20 protein-coding genes are annotated in these 13,450 nt (G+C 73.4%); 10 read left to right on the top strand and 10 right to left on the bottom strand.

The window, feature by feature from the left end; translation table 11 throughout:
- Positions 1–2: 2 nt before the first annotated feature.
- The 5 genes from V6U82_RS17230 to V6U82_RS17210 all read right to left on the bottom strand — a co-directional run bounded on the left by V6U82_RS17230 (position 3) and on the right by V6U82_RS17210 (position 3,403).
- The gene (locus V6U82_RS17230; RefSeq protein WP_128138722.1) at positions 3–215 is read right to left on the bottom strand and encodes a hypothetical protein; all 213 of its coding nucleotides are present in this window, start codon (positions 213–215) and stop codon (positions 3–5) included.
- A gap of 108 nt (positions 216–323) precedes the next feature.
- Complete coding sequence (locus V6U82_RS17225) at positions 324–797, bottom strand: hypothetical protein (RefSeq protein WP_334462375.1); 474 nt, start codon at positions 795–797, stop codon at positions 324–326.
- A 63-nt stretch (positions 798–860) separates the two neighbouring features.
- Positions 861–1,814 carry an FAD-dependent oxidoreductase gene (locus V6U82_RS17220; protein WP_334462373.1) on the bottom strand — a complete coding sequence of 318 codons (954 nt, stop codon included), beginning with the start codon at positions 1,812–1,814 and terminating at the stop codon, positions 861–863.
- 70 nt (positions 1,815–1,884) lie between these two features.
- Positions 1,885–2,796 (bottom strand): CU044_5270 family protein, encoded by a 912-nt coding sequence (locus V6U82_RS17215; RefSeq protein ID WP_334462372.1) that lies wholly within the window; start codon positions 2,794–2,796, stop codon positions 1,885–1,887.
- Positions 2,789–3,403 carry an RNA polymerase sigma factor gene (locus tag V6U82_RS17210; RefSeq protein WP_128138731.1) on the bottom strand — a complete coding sequence of 205 codons (615 nt, stop codon included), beginning with the start codon at positions 3,401–3,403 and terminating at the stop codon, positions 2,789–2,791. Before V6U82_RS17210 ends, V6U82_RS17215 begins: the two co-directional genes overlap by 8 nt.
- A gap of 178 nt (positions 3,404–3,581) precedes the next feature.
- Here V6U82_RS17210 and V6U82_RS17205 point away from each other — a divergent pair, with 178 nt between their 5' ends.
- The 6 genes from V6U82_RS17205 to V6U82_RS17180 are packed head-to-tail and all read left to right on the top strand — an operon-like array spanning position 3,582 to position 6,423.
- On the top strand, positions 3,582–3,995 hold the full coding sequence (locus V6U82_RS17205; RefSeq protein ID WP_128138730.1) for a YbaB/EbfC family nucleoid-associated protein: 414 nt from the start codon (positions 3,582–3,584) through the stop codon (positions 3,993–3,995).
- Complete coding sequence (locus V6U82_RS17200) at positions 3,992–4,321, top strand: hypothetical protein (protein ID WP_334462370.1); 330 nt, start codon at positions 3,992–3,994, stop codon at positions 4,319–4,321. Before V6U82_RS17205 ends, V6U82_RS17200 begins: the two co-directional genes overlap by 4 nt.
- A 3-nt stretch (positions 4,322–4,324) precedes the next feature.
- The gene (locus V6U82_RS17195) at positions 4,325–4,819 is read left to right on the top strand and encodes a WXG100-like domain-containing protein (RefSeq protein WP_334462367.1); all 495 of its coding nucleotides are present in this window, start codon (positions 4,325–4,327) and stop codon (positions 4,817–4,819) included.
- The gene (locus tag V6U82_RS17190; RefSeq protein ID WP_334462365.1) at positions 4,812–5,339 is read left to right on the top strand and encodes an endonuclease; all 528 of its coding nucleotides are present in this window, start codon (positions 4,812–4,814) and stop codon (positions 5,337–5,339) included. Before V6U82_RS17195 ends, V6U82_RS17190 begins: the two co-directional genes overlap by 8 nt.
- The gene (locus tag V6U82_RS17185) at positions 5,336–5,890 is read left to right on the top strand and encodes a hypothetical protein (protein ID WP_334462363.1); all 555 of its coding nucleotides are present in this window, start codon (positions 5,336–5,338) and stop codon (positions 5,888–5,890) included. Before V6U82_RS17190 ends, V6U82_RS17185 begins: the two co-directional genes overlap by 4 nt.
- Positions 5,887–6,423 carry an SUKH-4 family immunity protein gene (locus tag V6U82_RS17180; protein ID WP_334462361.1) on the top strand — a complete coding sequence of 179 codons (537 nt, stop codon included), beginning with the start codon at positions 5,887–5,889 and terminating at the stop codon, positions 6,421–6,423. The genes V6U82_RS17185 and V6U82_RS17180 overlap by 4 nt, the downstream gene beginning before the upstream one ends.
- 2 nt (positions 6,424–6,425) lie before the next feature.
- Here the strand turns inward: V6U82_RS17180 and V6U82_RS17175 are convergent, their stop codons facing one another.
- Both V6U82_RS17175 and V6U82_RS17170 read right to left on the bottom strand, forming a co-directional pair.
- Entirely contained in the window at positions 6,426–7,325 is a 900-nt protein-coding gene (locus tag V6U82_RS17175) for a hypothetical protein (RefSeq protein WP_334462359.1), read from the bottom strand.
- A gap of 46 nt (positions 7,326–7,371) precedes the next feature.
- Positions 7,372–7,986 carry a dihydrofolate reductase family protein gene (locus V6U82_RS17170; protein ID WP_334462358.1) on the bottom strand — a complete coding sequence of 205 codons (615 nt, stop codon included), beginning with the start codon at positions 7,984–7,986 and terminating at the stop codon, positions 7,372–7,374.
- Between the two features lie 160 nt (positions 7,987–8,146).
- On the opposite strand from V6U82_RS17170, the gene V6U82_RS17165 reads away from it, so the two are divergent.
- On the top strand, positions 8,147–8,506 hold the full coding sequence (locus tag V6U82_RS17165) for an ADP-ribosylation/crystallin J1 (protein WP_128137209.1): 360 nt from the start codon (positions 8,147–8,149) through the stop codon (positions 8,504–8,506).
- A gap of 44 nt (positions 8,507–8,550) precedes the next feature.
- Here the strand turns inward: V6U82_RS17165 and V6U82_RS17160 are convergent, their stop codons facing one another.
- Positions 8,551–9,288 carry a VOC family protein gene (locus V6U82_RS17160; RefSeq protein ID WP_334462356.1) on the bottom strand — a complete coding sequence of 246 codons (738 nt, stop codon included), beginning with the start codon at positions 9,286–9,288 and terminating at the stop codon, positions 8,551–8,553.
- A 143-nt stretch (positions 9,289–9,431) separates the two neighbouring features.
- Here V6U82_RS17160 and V6U82_RS17155 point away from each other — a divergent pair, with 143 nt between their 5' ends.
- The gene (locus V6U82_RS17155; RefSeq protein WP_334462354.1) at positions 9,432–9,857 is read left to right on the top strand and encodes an iron chaperone; all 426 of its coding nucleotides are present in this window, start codon (positions 9,432–9,434) and stop codon (positions 9,855–9,857) included.
- A gap of 23 nt (positions 9,858–9,880) precedes the next feature.
- Here V6U82_RS17155 and V6U82_RS17150 read toward each other — a convergent pair whose 3' ends face one another.
- Complete coding sequence (locus V6U82_RS17150; RefSeq protein ID WP_334462351.1) at positions 9,881–10,834, bottom strand: FAD-dependent oxidoreductase; 954 nt, start codon at positions 10,832–10,834, stop codon at positions 9,881–9,883.
- A 163-nt stretch (positions 10,835–10,997) separates the two neighbouring features.
- On the opposite strand from V6U82_RS17150, the gene V6U82_RS17145 reads away from it, so the two are divergent.
- Positions 10,998–12,137, top strand: coding sequence for a zinc-dependent alcohol dehydrogenase (locus V6U82_RS17145; RefSeq protein ID WP_258544854.1), 1,140 nt, complete (start codon positions 10,998–11,000; stop codon positions 12,135–12,137).
- Between the two features lie 18 nt (positions 12,138–12,155).
- The gene (locus V6U82_RS17140) at positions 12,156–12,725 is read left to right on the top strand and encodes a hypothetical protein (RefSeq protein ID WP_128137205.1); all 570 of its coding nucleotides are present in this window, start codon (positions 12,156–12,158) and stop codon (positions 12,723–12,725) included.
- Here V6U82_RS17140 and V6U82_RS17135 read toward each other — a convergent pair.
- Positions 12,722–13,438: a hypothetical protein gene (locus tag V6U82_RS17135; protein WP_334462348.1), complete on the bottom strand. Its 717-nt coding sequence runs from the start codon at positions 13,436–13,438 to the stop codon at positions 12,722–12,724. The two genes, V6U82_RS17140 and V6U82_RS17135, sit on opposite strands and share 4 nt — an antisense overlap.
- Positions 13,439–13,450 lie beyond the last annotated feature (12 nt).

Here is a 13,450-nt window from a genome sequence, read left to right as displayed (position 1 = left end):
GGTCAGCGCGTACGCGCGGCGGCGCGGCGACGCCGCAGGTACGGCAGCGCGAACAGGTAGAGGCCGCTGATCAGGAGCAGGGCGAGCGGGAGCAGCGGCACGTAGGAAACCCACACGATCGGGTCCTTCTGGGCCAGCGCCACGAACGTGACCACGACGGTCACGGTGAAGGCGATGGAGAACCAGCGGTGCAGCTGACGGATGCGCGTGTCCATGGGTCGACGACCTTTCCCCGGTGGCCGCCCCCGTGGGAGGCCCGTGCCGGAAACGCTAGGTCCGCCCACCCGCCCGCTGCTTCTCGATTCCTGACCGGTCGGCCCCCGTCATCGTTGCCGGACGACCCGGGCGACGGCGAGCGCGCTCATCGTGGTGGCCACGGCAGCGGCGAGCACCAGGAGGGTGGTCTCCACCTGCACCGTACGCATGTACTCGCCGCCGTTCGCGGTCGCGGACGCGTAGCGCACGGCCGCGAGCGGGTTGAGCAGCACCGCGGCGATGCCGGCGGTCCAGGCCGCCCTCGGTAGCCGCTCGTCGCCGGGACGGGCGGTCCGCCGGGCGGCCCAGCAGCCGAGGGCCGCGACCGTGACGAGCAGCGTGACCGGCAGCAGCCAGAGCACGGCGGGCAGCAGGTCGCGGAGGGGCACCACGGCGTCGAGCAGCTCCACCGGGATGCTGGCGCCGTCGTGGGTCACCAGGCCGATCCGGTGGCTGTAGGCCGCGAGCGCGACCAGGGCGCACCCGATGTGTACGGCGATCAGGGCGACGAGGGCGGACAGTGCGGCGCGGCGGGCGGACACCGGGCAGAGGCTACCGCCCGCGCGCTCCGGCGGGGGGCCGCCGGAGCGCCCACGCCGGGGCGGTCAGATGCTCAGCGCCAGATCCGCCACCTCGGCGGCGCAGCCCCAGGACAGCGTCACCCCCGCTCCGCCGTGTCCGTACGCGTGCACCAGCCGCCGGTCCGCCGCGTCCACCTCGACCCGGGGGCCGCCGTGCCGGGCCGGTCGCAGCCCGATCCGCTCCCCCAGCACCGGCGCGTCCGCGAGCTGCGGCACGAGGGCCACGCACCGGCGCCGGATCGCCGCCGCCTCCTCCGGGTCGGGACGGGTGTGCCCGACTCCCGCCTGGTAGGTGCCGCCGAGCACCACGTCGTGGCGGCGCGGGTGCACGTACGTGATGCCGGCCGGGTCGTCCTCGTCGCGTACCGACACGGTCAGGCCCGGGTTCGCCACCAGCAGGACGTGCCCGCGCGCCGGGTACACGGCCGGGTCGGCGGCGAGGCGGCCGGCGGCCAGGCCGGTCGCGTTCACCACGACCGGTGCGAACTCGTACGCCTCGGCGAGCGTGCCCACCGCGCGGCGGACGATCCGGCCCCCGCCCGCCTCCAGGCGCTGCCGCAGCCAGGTGAGATAGCTGGTCATCTCCACCGACGGGGCGGTGAACCGCAGCAGCGCGGTGTACGGCGGCTCCGCCGCCTCGGCCACCAGGTCGCCGCAGGCGTCGGCCCACCAGGGCGGCTCGGCGTAGCGGTGGCGCAGCCACATCCGGGTGGGCCGGTCGACCACCCCCGGCACGCCGTCGGCCGCCTGGCGGCGCAGCTCGGCGTGGGTGTCCCGGGCCCAGCGCAGCACCCGGGGATCCTCCTCGGTGTGGCTGGGATACCAGACCGCGGCGGCCACCGTCGACACCGTGTCGGCCGGGTCGTGGGCGGTCAGCACGGTGACGTGTGCGCCCCGCCGCTGGAGCGTGAGCGCGGTCGTCATGCCGATCACTCCGCCGCCGACCACCACCACGTCCGCCTTCGTCATGACGCCCATGATGGCGCAGGCCCCGGACGCACGACCGGAGCGGGCGGGCCGCCCAGGGAGGCGACCCGCCCGGCGGGCTTCAGCCCTTCTGGCCGACCCGGTCCACGACCGCGACGGACAGCACCGCGGACGTGCCCGCCTGCCCGCCCACGCCGAGGAACGCGTACGTCCGCGGGTCGAACACCAGCACCATCAGGGCCGGGTTCCCCGGGGAGGACCAGCTGACGCCCACACCGGAGCGGCCCGCACCGTCGGTGGCCTTCTCCACCACCTTCAGGCCCGGCGTCGCGGCGGCGGCCTCGAACAGCGCGGCCCGCGACCGTGGCCTCAGGTACGAGTCGTTGAGCAGGAACAGCATGTCCTTGGCGGCGGCGTTGACGTCACCGGGCTCGCCGCTGCGGTGCTTGTCCAGGTAGGCGCGCATCGCGGTGGCGTCGGTGGGCACGGCGGGATCGTAGGCGGGCTCCGGCACGCACGGCTCGGTGCCCGGCATGAGCTGCTGACCCTTGTACATCTTCGCGCGGCCGTCCCGGCAGCCGGGGAGCACGTATTCCTGTCGGCCGCCCGGCGGGTACTCGACGACCAGGCCGTCCCTGGTCCCGTCCACCGACGCCCAGCTCTCCCGCAGCTCCGGGCCGCCCTGCGAGCGCGTGTAGACGAACTGGTCGGGCCGGGGCTCGACGTCCGGCAGCCGCAACGCCGCCGCCGCCGCGTCGCGCAGCACCTGCCGGGCGTCGGCCCGGGCGGCCGGCGCGCTGCCGCCGATCCGGTCCGGCGCCAGCACCAGCACCGCCGCGAGCGACGCCGCCACCGACGCCGTCGCGACGCCGGCGAGGACCAGCCGCCAGGCCGGCCGTCGCGCCCGCCGAACCGGCGCGGCCTCCGTCGCGGTCAGCGCGCCGACCAGCCGGGTACGCGCGGCGCCGAGTCGTTCGTCGGCCGGCAGCTCGGTCTCGTCGCCGAGCCGCTGGAGCAGTCTCATCTCATCCATTGCTCAGTACCTCCTCGATGGTGTCGGCCGGTTCGCCGCCGAGCCGTTCCCGCAGCAGCCGACGCGCCCGGTTCAGCCGGGACCGCACGGTGCCGACCGGGATGGCCAGCGCGGCGGCGACCTCCTCGTACGTCAGGTCCTCCCAGGCGACGAGCAGCAGCACGTCGCGGTCGCCGTCGGCGAGCCCGGCCAGCGCGTCCAGCAGGTGCCGGCGCAGCGATCGCGCGGTCACCTCGGCGGCGACCCGGTCGGCGGGGGACGCCTCGGACGTCGCCGGGTGGTACGCCTGCCGCAGCCGGTACTCCCGTTCCTCGGTCCGCCGCTGCTGGGCGACGAGGTTGGTGGCGATCCCGTACAGCCAGGGGCGGGCGTTCGGGCGGCCGGTGTCGTACCGGTCCCGGCGCCGGAACGCGGCGAGGAACGTCTCCGCGACCAGGTCGTCGGCGGCCGCGGAGCCGAGGCGACGCGCCAGGTAGCGGTGGATGTGCGGCGCGTGCCGGTCGAAGATCGCGGCGAAGGTCTCCGGCACCCGCACGGACCGGGCGACGACCTCGGCGTCGGTGAGCGCGCCGACGTCGACATCCTTCGCCCGTCTCAGTCTTCTCATGCGCGGCCTTTCGGCGAGTGGGAACGTGTCACCTGTTGTCCGCTGCTCGCGTCCGGACGGTTCACGCCCGCGACGGTAGGCCGGTCGGCGGGTCCGTCGTGGACCGTGCCGTCGTACGGGGCGGAATCGCTTTGTCCGTCTCGGTTACGCTCGTGGCGTTTGGCCTTGGGGAGGGCTCATGACTGCGGATCCTTCGATGAGCGGCGACTTCACCCGCATGCTCGACGCGACGATGGCGGCACTTCGGACGGTCGGTCCGCCGCCGGAGGGCGAGGCGGAGACGCCCGCGGTGGGCGAAGCCGCCGACGGGCAGGTACGCGCCGAGATGGGGCGCGACGGCAAGCTCCAGTCGCTGCACGTCGAGCCGCGGCTGATGCGGCTCGGCTCCGAGGAGCTGACCGCGCACATCGTCAACGCGGTGAACGCCGCGATCGACGGGCTGCGGACCGGCCCGGCGCCGCAGGTCGCGGACATGTCGCAGTTGCGGGAGCAGTTGCAGGAGGTGCGGGACACCGCCGTACCCCGGCTCGGGTCGTTCCTCGACGCGCTCACCGAGGCGCAGGAGCGGCTGGCGCGCGGCGGGCAGCGATGAGCGGCGACGGCTTCGAGGTGCACCCGCCGCTGATCCGGGCCGCCGGGCGCGGCGTCACCGACCTCGCCAAGCGGTTCACCGGCGAGCTGGAGGCGTTCGAGGCGCGGATGCAGGGCTACGGCGAACCGTGGGGCGCCGACGACATCGGGTCGCTCATCGGCATCGCGTACACCGAGGTGGCGAACTACATCTTCGACTGCGTCGGCATGGCCGCCGACGAGTTCACCTCGGCGGGCGCCGACATCGCCGGGATGGCCGACGCGTACGAGCGGGTCGACGAGGACGGCGCGGGCACGATGCGCTCGCTCGCCGGCGGGCTGGGGTGAGCCGTGGGACTGCAACTACCCAGTGAGCTGGTCACCGCGCTCGGCTGGATCGGCTACACCTGGCCGCAGGCCGACGAGGAGAAGCTCTTCGAGATGGGCCAGGCGTGGCTGGAGTTCGGCGGCCGGATCGGGGCGGCGGTCGGCGAGGCGGACGCGGCGGCCGCCCAGGTCTGGACGCAGAACGTCGGCCCGGCGATCGCCGCGTTCCAGAAGTGGTGGGGCGGCGAGCAGAACGGGCCGCTGGTGCTGCACGACAGCATGCCCGCGGCCGTGCTGCTCGGCGCCGGGCTGATCATCTGCGCGGCGATCGTGCTGGCGCTGAAGATCGCGGTGATCGTGCAGCTCGCCATCCTCGCGTTCCAGGTCGCCCAGGCCATCGCCACGGCCGTGGTCACGTTCGGCGCCTCGCTGGCCGAGATCCCGATCTTCCAGATCATCACCCGGGAGATCGTCGGCGCGCTGATCGACCAGGTCATCGGGAGACTGCTCGATGCCTAGCCCGAGGCGCGGCCGGGGCGCCGCCGCGAAACCGGCGGCCGGCAAGATCGTCCGCAAGGCGGTCGAGAAGCTGGAGAAGCCGATCGTCCGGGTCACCGGGCCCAACCGCAGCCTGCCCACCAAGGTCGTCCGGGTCGAGCGCCGGGACTTCCACGCCACCGCCCAGTTCCGGCGCAAGATGGCCGCACTGAAGAAGCTCAGCGACGAGGGCAAGCTCTACAAGGCCACCAACCCGGTGCAGCGCGACAAGAGCATCACCGACGGGTACAAGGACCGGATCCGGCAGAAGATCTGGGACAAGTACTGGCCGCACGACAAGGACCTCGCCAACCGGCTCAGTCAACGGCTCAGCGACTACCACCCCGACCACGTGTGGGAACTCCAGCTCGGCGGGCCGGACACCGTCGACAACCTCAAGCTGCTGCATGGTAGAACCAACACGGACATCGGCTCCCAGATCTGGGGGCAGATCCAGAGTCTGCCGGACGGAACCCCGATCCGAATAGAGGTAGTGGATTGACTTCCGATCTCGCGCAGCTTCTCGGCGAACTCCGCGCGGACCTCGCCGCGGACGAGCCGGCCAGTCTCGCGTACGCGCAGATCGGCGACCCGGCCGACGCCGGTGACGTGCCGGCGGAGCTGCCGGCCGGCCTGCGTGATCTGCTGCTCGCCGCCGACGGCCTGCGGGCCGGCGCGTTCGAGCTGGCCTCGGCCGGCCGGCTCGCCGGGATGCAGTACTTCCTCGACTACGCGCCCGACTTCTCCCCCGTCCGGCAGGACAAGACCGGCTGGCTCGTCGTCGGCACCCGCAGCGACGAGCCGATCTTCCTGGAGCGGGCGACCGGCGCGGTCTGGTACTTCCCGCCGACCGGCACCGAGTGGTTCATGGGCGACGCGTTCGAGGAACTGGCGCCCGACCTCGACTCGTTCGTGCACTACTACGTGCTCGGCCCCGGCTACGCCGAGCTGGTCACCGACGACGACGGGTGGTACGCGTTCCTGGACCGGCAGGGCCTGCTCGACGAGGCGGACGAGGACGAGCCGGACGACGAGGACGAGGCGCAGCCGTGACCGTCACCCGGGAGCAGCTCACCGCCCTCTGGGGTGAGCGGGGCGTCATCTACTTCCCCGACCAGCGCTTCGACGCGATCCTCGGGCCGCTCGGGCCGGAGGTGTTCCCGCCCGACGGGGCGCTGCCGGTCGAGGTGCCGATCCTGTTCACCGTCGACGTCTCGGTCCCGGACGTCGAACTGTTCTCCACGCTGTCGATCGAGCTGGGCGACCAGGGCCCCCGCCCGTACGTCGTGCTGGGCGCCTCCCCGGAGGACCCGGCGCTGCTGTTCTGCCTGGACGCCGGCACCGGCGCGGTGATCCTGCTGGACCTGGAGACACCGAACCTGGAGACGGTGAACAGCACGTTCGCCGCGTTCGTGGAGTTCCTCTACCGGCTCGGGCAGCTCATCGCCACCGACCCGGGCGGGCGGGAACGGGCCGCGCGGGCGGCGGCGATCCGCGACGACCTGCTCCCGGTCGACCCGGCCGCGTTCGCGGATCCGGAGTCGTGGTGGAACATGGCCTTCGACGAGCTGGAGTCGACCGCCTGACGTCATCCGGCCCCCGCCGGGGCGAGCGCCGCCGGTTCGGCACGGTCCGACCCGGTCAGCCCGGTGACGAGCAGCAGGTACGCGGCCAGCTCCACCACCGCCGTCAGCGCCGCCATCGGTTGCGGCACGGCCGCCGTGGGCGTGATCGCGTACCAGGCGAACAGGGCGGTGCCGTCGGCCGAGTAGGGCAGCGGGACGGCCTCCATGCCCGCGTCGAGCAGCGGCAACGCGAGCACCGCCAGCAGTGCGGCGCCGGTCGCGGCGAGCCGCCGGCCCCGCCCGGCCAGCAGCACGGCGAGCGCCAGCGCGGCGAGTGCGAGCGCCAGCGGCGGCAGCACCGCGAGGACGAGCGCGGGCACGACGTCGGCCTGGTCGTACCCGGGGCCGCCGACCCGGGTCAGCGTGGTCTCGGTGCGCACCTCCACGACCCGGGTGCTCGCGGCGGCCGCGGCGCCGACGTCGGTGACCCGGACCGCCGCGTACCCGACGACGGGCGCGGCGGCGACCGCCGCGGCGATCAGGTGCCGGCGCCGTCCGCGCCCTCGGAACGCGACCAGCAGCACCGCCACCGCGATCAGCGCCGCCCAGCTTGCGGCGAACGCCGCGTCGAAGCTGGCGGTGACGTCGAAGCCGCTGTCGCCGCTGCCGTACACCGTCCAGCCGAAGTCCCCGGCGCCCGGCTCGGCCGGCATGGTCCGGACCGCGGCCACGACCAGCGGTACGAGTGCCGCCGGTACCGCCCAGCGCGGGGCCGGCAGCCCGGCGGCGACGGCGTAGCCGAGCAGCAGCGCCAGGCTCAGCACCTCGGCGCCGCGCCAGAGCGGGGCGGCCACCAGGACACCGGCGACATGGGCGACGGCGGACACCGCCGCGAGGATCAGCAGCAGCGGAGCGCGACGCACCGGCGGATCCTTTCACGACGCACCGGCCCGCCGCGGCCCGTGATCGTCAGCTTCCGGCCGGCACCTGCTCCTTGACGTCGTCGTAGCCGACCGCGCCCGGCGCCGGCGCCGGGGTGTAGATCACCCGGATCACGCCGGTCGGGTACGCCTCGGTCGCGGTCACCCGCAGGTGGTACGGCGCGTCGCCCTCGTCGAACAGCCGGCGGCCCTTGCGGGCGGCGACCGGGTGCACCAGCAGCCGCAGTTCGTCCACCAGGCCCGCGGCGAGCAGTTGCTGCACCACCGAGATCGATCCGGGGATGAGGATGCCCTTGATGCCGGCGTCGGCCTTGAGCGCGCGCACGGCGTCCACCAGGTCGCCCTGGATCAGCTCGGAGTTGCGCCAGGAGAACTCCAGCGGCTGGCGGGAGACGACGACCTTGCGCATGTCGCCGAGCTGCTTGGCGAACGGCGCGTCCTCGCCGCCGGCGGCCTCCCGGTCCGGCCAGGCGCCGGCGAAGCTGTCGTACGTCTCCCGGCCGATCAGCAGCACGTCGGAGGTGTCGTAGTCCTCACCGACGGCGCGGCCCATGTTGTCGTCGAAGTACGGGAAGTGCCAGTCGGGGTCGATCTCGGCGACACCGTCGGCCGAGATGAACAGCGTGGAGATGACAGTGGCCATCACGGTGCTCCCTACCTGTCTGTCTGGGGATGTCGACGGGTGGACCGCCGAGGCTTCGCGAACTCATCGCACCCGATGTCGATTCTGCGGCCGAAACCCGATGGCCGGTCGCGGCGCGCCGCCGGTACGGTGCCACGACCGTGGCAGAAGGGGGTACGTGATGACGGAGACGACGACGCTGTGGCGCCCGACCGGCCCGCGGGAGCTGGACCTCGTCCGCGCCTCCGGCTGGCGGGCCTGGCCGCCGCGGCTGCCGGACCAGCCGATCTTCTATCCGGTGCTCAACGAGCAGTACGCCGTCATGATCGCCCGGGACTGGAACGTGCCGGCCTCCGGCGTCGGCTACGTGACGCGCTTCCACGTGGACAGCACGTTCGCCGCCCGCTACCCGGTCCGGCAGGTGGGTGGCCGGGACATCCTGGAGCTGTGGGTGCCGGCCGAGGAGCTGGACGAGTTCAACAGGCACATCGTCGGTCCGATCGAGGTGGTCCACGAGTTCCGGCCGGAACGGACGGCCTGACCGGCGCCGGGCGGGTGCGACCGCCCGCCCGGCGCCGTGGCCGGTCAGCCCGGGGTGAGGACGCAGAACTCGTTGCCCTCCGGGTCGACCAGCACCCGCCACGGAATGTCGGCCCCACCCAGGTCCGCGTCGGTGGCGCCCAGCGTCCGCAGGCGCGCGGTCTCGGCGTCCAGGTCGTCCGACGCGTACGGGCGGACGTCGAGGTGGACGCGGTTCCAGCCGGTCTTCGCGTCGGCCGTGCGGGCGAACCGCAGGTACGGCCCGACGCCCTTGGCGGAGCGCAGCACCGCCTCCTGGTCGGTCACCTCGTGCACGGTCCAGTCGGTGGCCCGGCTCCAGAAGCCGGCCATGGCGCGCGGGTCGGCGCAGTCGACCACCACCTCGGCGATCGGCCCGGTGTCCGCGTGCCGCGGGTTCGGCTCCCGTACGCAGAGCTCGTTGCCCTCCGGATCCGCCAGGACCGTCCACGGCACGTCGCCCTGGCCCACGTCGGCGGGGGTGGCGCCGAGCGCGGTCAGGCGCGCGACCACCTCCGCGTGGTGCGCGGCCGACGTGGTCGCGAGGTCGACGTGGACGCGGTTCTTCACCGTCTTCGGTTCGGAGGAGACGACGAGGTCGATGCAGACCGCGCTGGGGTCCGGGTAGCTGAAGCCCTCGGGTTCGAGGTTCGTCACGCCGGGTGCCTCGCTGGAGATCTCCCAGTCGAGCACCTTCGCCCAGAAGTCACCGAGCGCGACCTCGTCGTGCGCCTTCATGTTGATCTGTACGAGCCGGGTTGCCATGCCGGCGATGGTAGGTGCCGCACCCGGTCGCCGTGGTCCCGGCAGGTGATCAGGAATCGAGAAGCGCACCGTCACCACCGCGCCATAGCGTTGTCCCCGGGCGGTCGGCACCACGCGGACCGCGAGCCACGAGGGGGATCGAGATGTCCGACGGTTTCAGCGCCGAGGAACGCGCCGCGATGAAGGAGCGCGCCGCCGAGCTGCGCGCCGAGGGGCGCAAGGGCGCGAAGAAGGCCGACGACCCCCAGGCGGTGCTCGACCGGATCGCGCAGATGGCGCCGGCCGACCGCGAGCTGGCCGAGCGCGTGCACATGACGATCACGTCCGCCGCGCCGGATCTGTCGCCGAAGACCTGGTACGGCATGCCGGCGTACGCCAACGCGGCCGGAAAGATCGTCGTCTTCTTCCAGGACTCGGGGAAGTTCAACTACCGCTACTCGACGCTGGGCTTCCAGGACGCGGCCAACCTCGACGACGGCGACATGTGGCCGGCGTCGTTCGCGCTGGTGAAGTGGAGCCCGGAGGTGGAGAAGAGGATCACCGAGCTGGTGCGGGCCGCCGTCTCCTGACCGTGCCGTCGGGCCGGCGCCCGTCAGGTCGGCGGCGCAGCCCCGAGGGCGAGCGCCGCGGCGTCGCGGGCGCAGCCCCAGGACAGCATGACGCCGTTGCCCGCGTGGCCGTAGTTGTGCACGACGAGCGCGTCACCACGCCGCTCGGCGTCCACGCGGGGCGCCGACCGGCCGGGGCGCAGCCCGACGCGGTGGTCGAGGACCTCGGAGCCGGCCAGGGACGGTTCGATCGCGGCGCACCGGGCGATCACGTCGGCCTCCTCGGCCGGGTCGGGAGTCGTGTCGTCGCTGCGCCGCTGCCCGCCGCCGAGCACCACGTGGTCGCCGTGCGGGAAGATCGACGCCCATGCCGGCGCCATCGGCGCCTCCATGAAGAACCGGTCCAGGCCGGGGTTGCGCACCACGATCCGGGGGCCGCGCACCGGGTGCAGGCCGGTGTCCCCGGTCAGCGTCCGCGCCGCCAGCCCGGCGCAGTTGACCACCACCGGGGCCGACGTCGCCGCCTCGTCGAGCGAGCCCACCGGCGCGACCCGCACCTCGCCGCCGGCGTCGCGCAAGCGCTCGAGGAGGTATGCGAGGTAGACCGGCATGTCGACCAGTGGCAGCCGGACGGTGAACGCGGTGCCGAAGCCGGCCGGGCGCTCGTCGTCGCCCAGCTGCCGGAAGCCCGGCGTCTGGTCGGCGAACGGGGGCGTCGCCCCTTCCGGCCGGGCGGCGAGCGTGCCGCCACGCCACGCCACGCCCGGCAGCGGCTCGGCGCCGAGCACCCGCAGCGTCTCGTCGGTCCAGGCGCGCTGCGGGTCGCCGGGTGGGGACAGGTTCGGGCCGACCATCGCCCCGGCCAGCGCCGACGTCGTGTGCGCGGGCGGCGCCGCGGTGCGGACGAGCACCCGGGCGCCGCTCTCGGCCAGCCGGATGCCGGTGCTGAGGCCGCTGACCCCGGCTCCGAGGACGACGACGTCCGGACGTGCGGCCATGGCGGGCTCCCATCGCGTCACGGCTGTGGTCGCCCGCCCATTCTGCCCGGTGATCCCGCTCCCGTTTGTCCCGCATCTCCGCGGGTAGCCCTTCCAGTGCTCCGGAGGATCCGGGGTGGGTCGTACAGGGGCACGGGCATCCGGGAGGCGTCGAGTGCGAGCAATGGTCTACCGCGGTCCGTACCGGGTGCGGGTGCAGGAGAAGGACCGGCCCGTCGTGGAGCACCCCAACGACGCGATCGTGCGGGTGACGCGGGCCGCCGTCTGCGGCTCCGACCTGCACCTCTACCACGGAATGATGCCGGACACCCGGGTCGGGATGACGTTCGGTCACGAGTTCGTCGGCGTGGTCGACGAGGTCGGGCCGTCCGTGCGCAACCTCAAGCCCGGCGACCGGGTGATGGTGCCCTTCAACGTGTACTGCGGGTCGTGCTTCTTCTGCGCCCGGGGCCTCTACAGCAACTGCCACAACGTCAACCCGAACGCCACCGCCGTGGGCGGCATCTACGGCTACTCGCACACCTGCGGCGGCTACGACGGCGGCCAGGCCGAGTACGTCCGGGTGCCGTTCGCCGACGTCGGGCCGAGTCCGATTCCGGAGTGGATGGACGACGACGACGCCGTGCTGCTCACCGACGCGCTCGCCACCGGCTACTTCGGCGCGCAGCTCGGCGACATCGCCGAGGGTGACGTGGTGGTGGTCTTCGGCGCCGGCCCGGTCGGCCTCTACGCCGCCAAGTCGGCGTGGCTGATGGGCGCCGGCCGGGTCATCGTCATCGACCACCTCGACTACCGGCTGGAGAAGGCCGCCTCCTTCGCCCACGCCGAGACGTACAACTTCGCCGAGTACGACGACATCGTCGTGCACATGAAGAAGATCACCGACCACCTGGGCGCGGACGTGGCGATCGACGCGGTCGGCGCGGAGGCGGACGGCAACCTGCTCCAGCACGTCACCGCGGCGAAGCTGAAGTTGCAGGGCGGCTCGCCGGTGGCGCTGAACTGGGCCATCGACTCGGTACGCAAGGGCGGCACGATCTCCGTGATGGGCGCGTACGGGCCGATGTTCAGCGCGGTGAAGTTCGGCGACGCGATGAACAAGGGGCTCACCCTGCGGACGAACCAGTGCCCGGTGAAGCGGCAGTGGCCGCGCCTGTTCGAGCACATCCGCAACGGCTACCTCAAGCCCAGCGACATCGTGACGCACCGGATCCCGCTGGAGCACGTCGCCGAGGCGTACCACATCTTCTCCGCCAAGCTCGACGGCTGCATCAAGCCGCTCATCGTCCCGAACGCCGCCTGAGAGGACCGGGAGCCCACCATGCCGTACACGCCGGACAAACCGAAACTCGCCGAGTCCCCGGACGAGCTGCGTGCCCGCATCCCCGGGTGGGGCGCGGACCTCGACCCGGCGGACCGGCCCTCCGTGCCGAAGGAACGCTTCGCCCCGGAGATCACCGGAGCGCACTGGGAGTTCCCCGAGCGGCAGCCGGAGAAGTGGCCGCGCGAGCGGTCGATCGAGCACAAGTTCCTCACCCCGGTCTTCGGCACCTCGTGCCCGCCCAAGGGGCTCTCCGGCGTGATCCGCCGCTACTCGTACCGCCGGTTCAGCGAGGGCCGCGCGGCGCACTGGCTGCTGCTGCTCGCCGCCGACCGCGTCGACACCGCGGAGAGCAGGCTGGGGTCGCTGTTGCGCCGCAACCCGGACAACCCGGTGGCCGAGACGGGCGTGCGCAGCGAGTTCACCCACCACGGGTTGTCGTCCCGACGCGGCAACCGGGTCGACCGCGTGCACCACCCGCTCGACCCGGTCGTGGTCGCCGCGCCCTGGTTGCTGGCCGGGGGCGTCGCGTTCCTGCTCGTACGCCGGATGGCGCGCCGCCGACGCTAGCGCTGCCAGGAGTCGAGGCCGCGGACCGCGGACCGGGCGATGTCGTCGGCCAGGCCGGGGTCGTTGCTGGTGCCCTCCCAGCCCTGGTCGTGCACGACCGTGACCGCGTCGGCGACCCGGATCACGAGGATCTGGCTGGTGGTCCGGCCCTCGGCCGGGCTGCCGTCCAGACCGGTCGCCGGCCGGCTCACGGTGACCAGCAGGGCCTCGTCCCCGGTCCCGGCCATCGGCTGGGACCGGACGGTGACGGTGCCGCCCGAGGCCTGGAACGACCGGCAGTCCGCCACCGCGCCGCGGACCCGGCGCAGGTAGTCGGCCGCGCCGGTGCCCTCGAAGGCGAAGACGGTCTGGTGCAGCGTGCCGTAGGGGACGTTCTCCGGCGGGTCCTTCGGCTGCTTGTAGGCGCTCATCATGGCGGCGCTCGCGGTGACCGACCGTCCGCCGCTGCGGAACTCCTGGTCGCACAACCCGGGCAGCGCGTCGGTGACCTCCATCGGTTGCGCGTCGGACTTGTGTAGTTCCGGCGGCAGGTCGGCGAAGGCGGACGTCGGGATCGTCACGCGCCCGCCGGACGACTGCGACGCCGACGGCGTCGCTGCGGTCGAGCCGGGGGCCGGCGGCGAGGTGGTCCCCGCGGTGCCGCCGTCGTTCTCACCGCCGTCGCCACAAGCGCCGGCCAGCAGCGCGGTGACGAGCAGGGGTACGCCAAGCATCCGCCTACGGCG

Origin of the sequence: Micromonospora sp. CPCC 205554, assembly GCF_036902745.1 — a bacterium.
Lineage (GTDB): Bacteria > Actinomycetota > Actinomycetes > Mycobacteriales > Micromonosporaceae > Micromonospora > Micromonospora tulbaghiae.
This window is presented reverse-complemented; position numbering and strand designations above follow the sequence as displayed.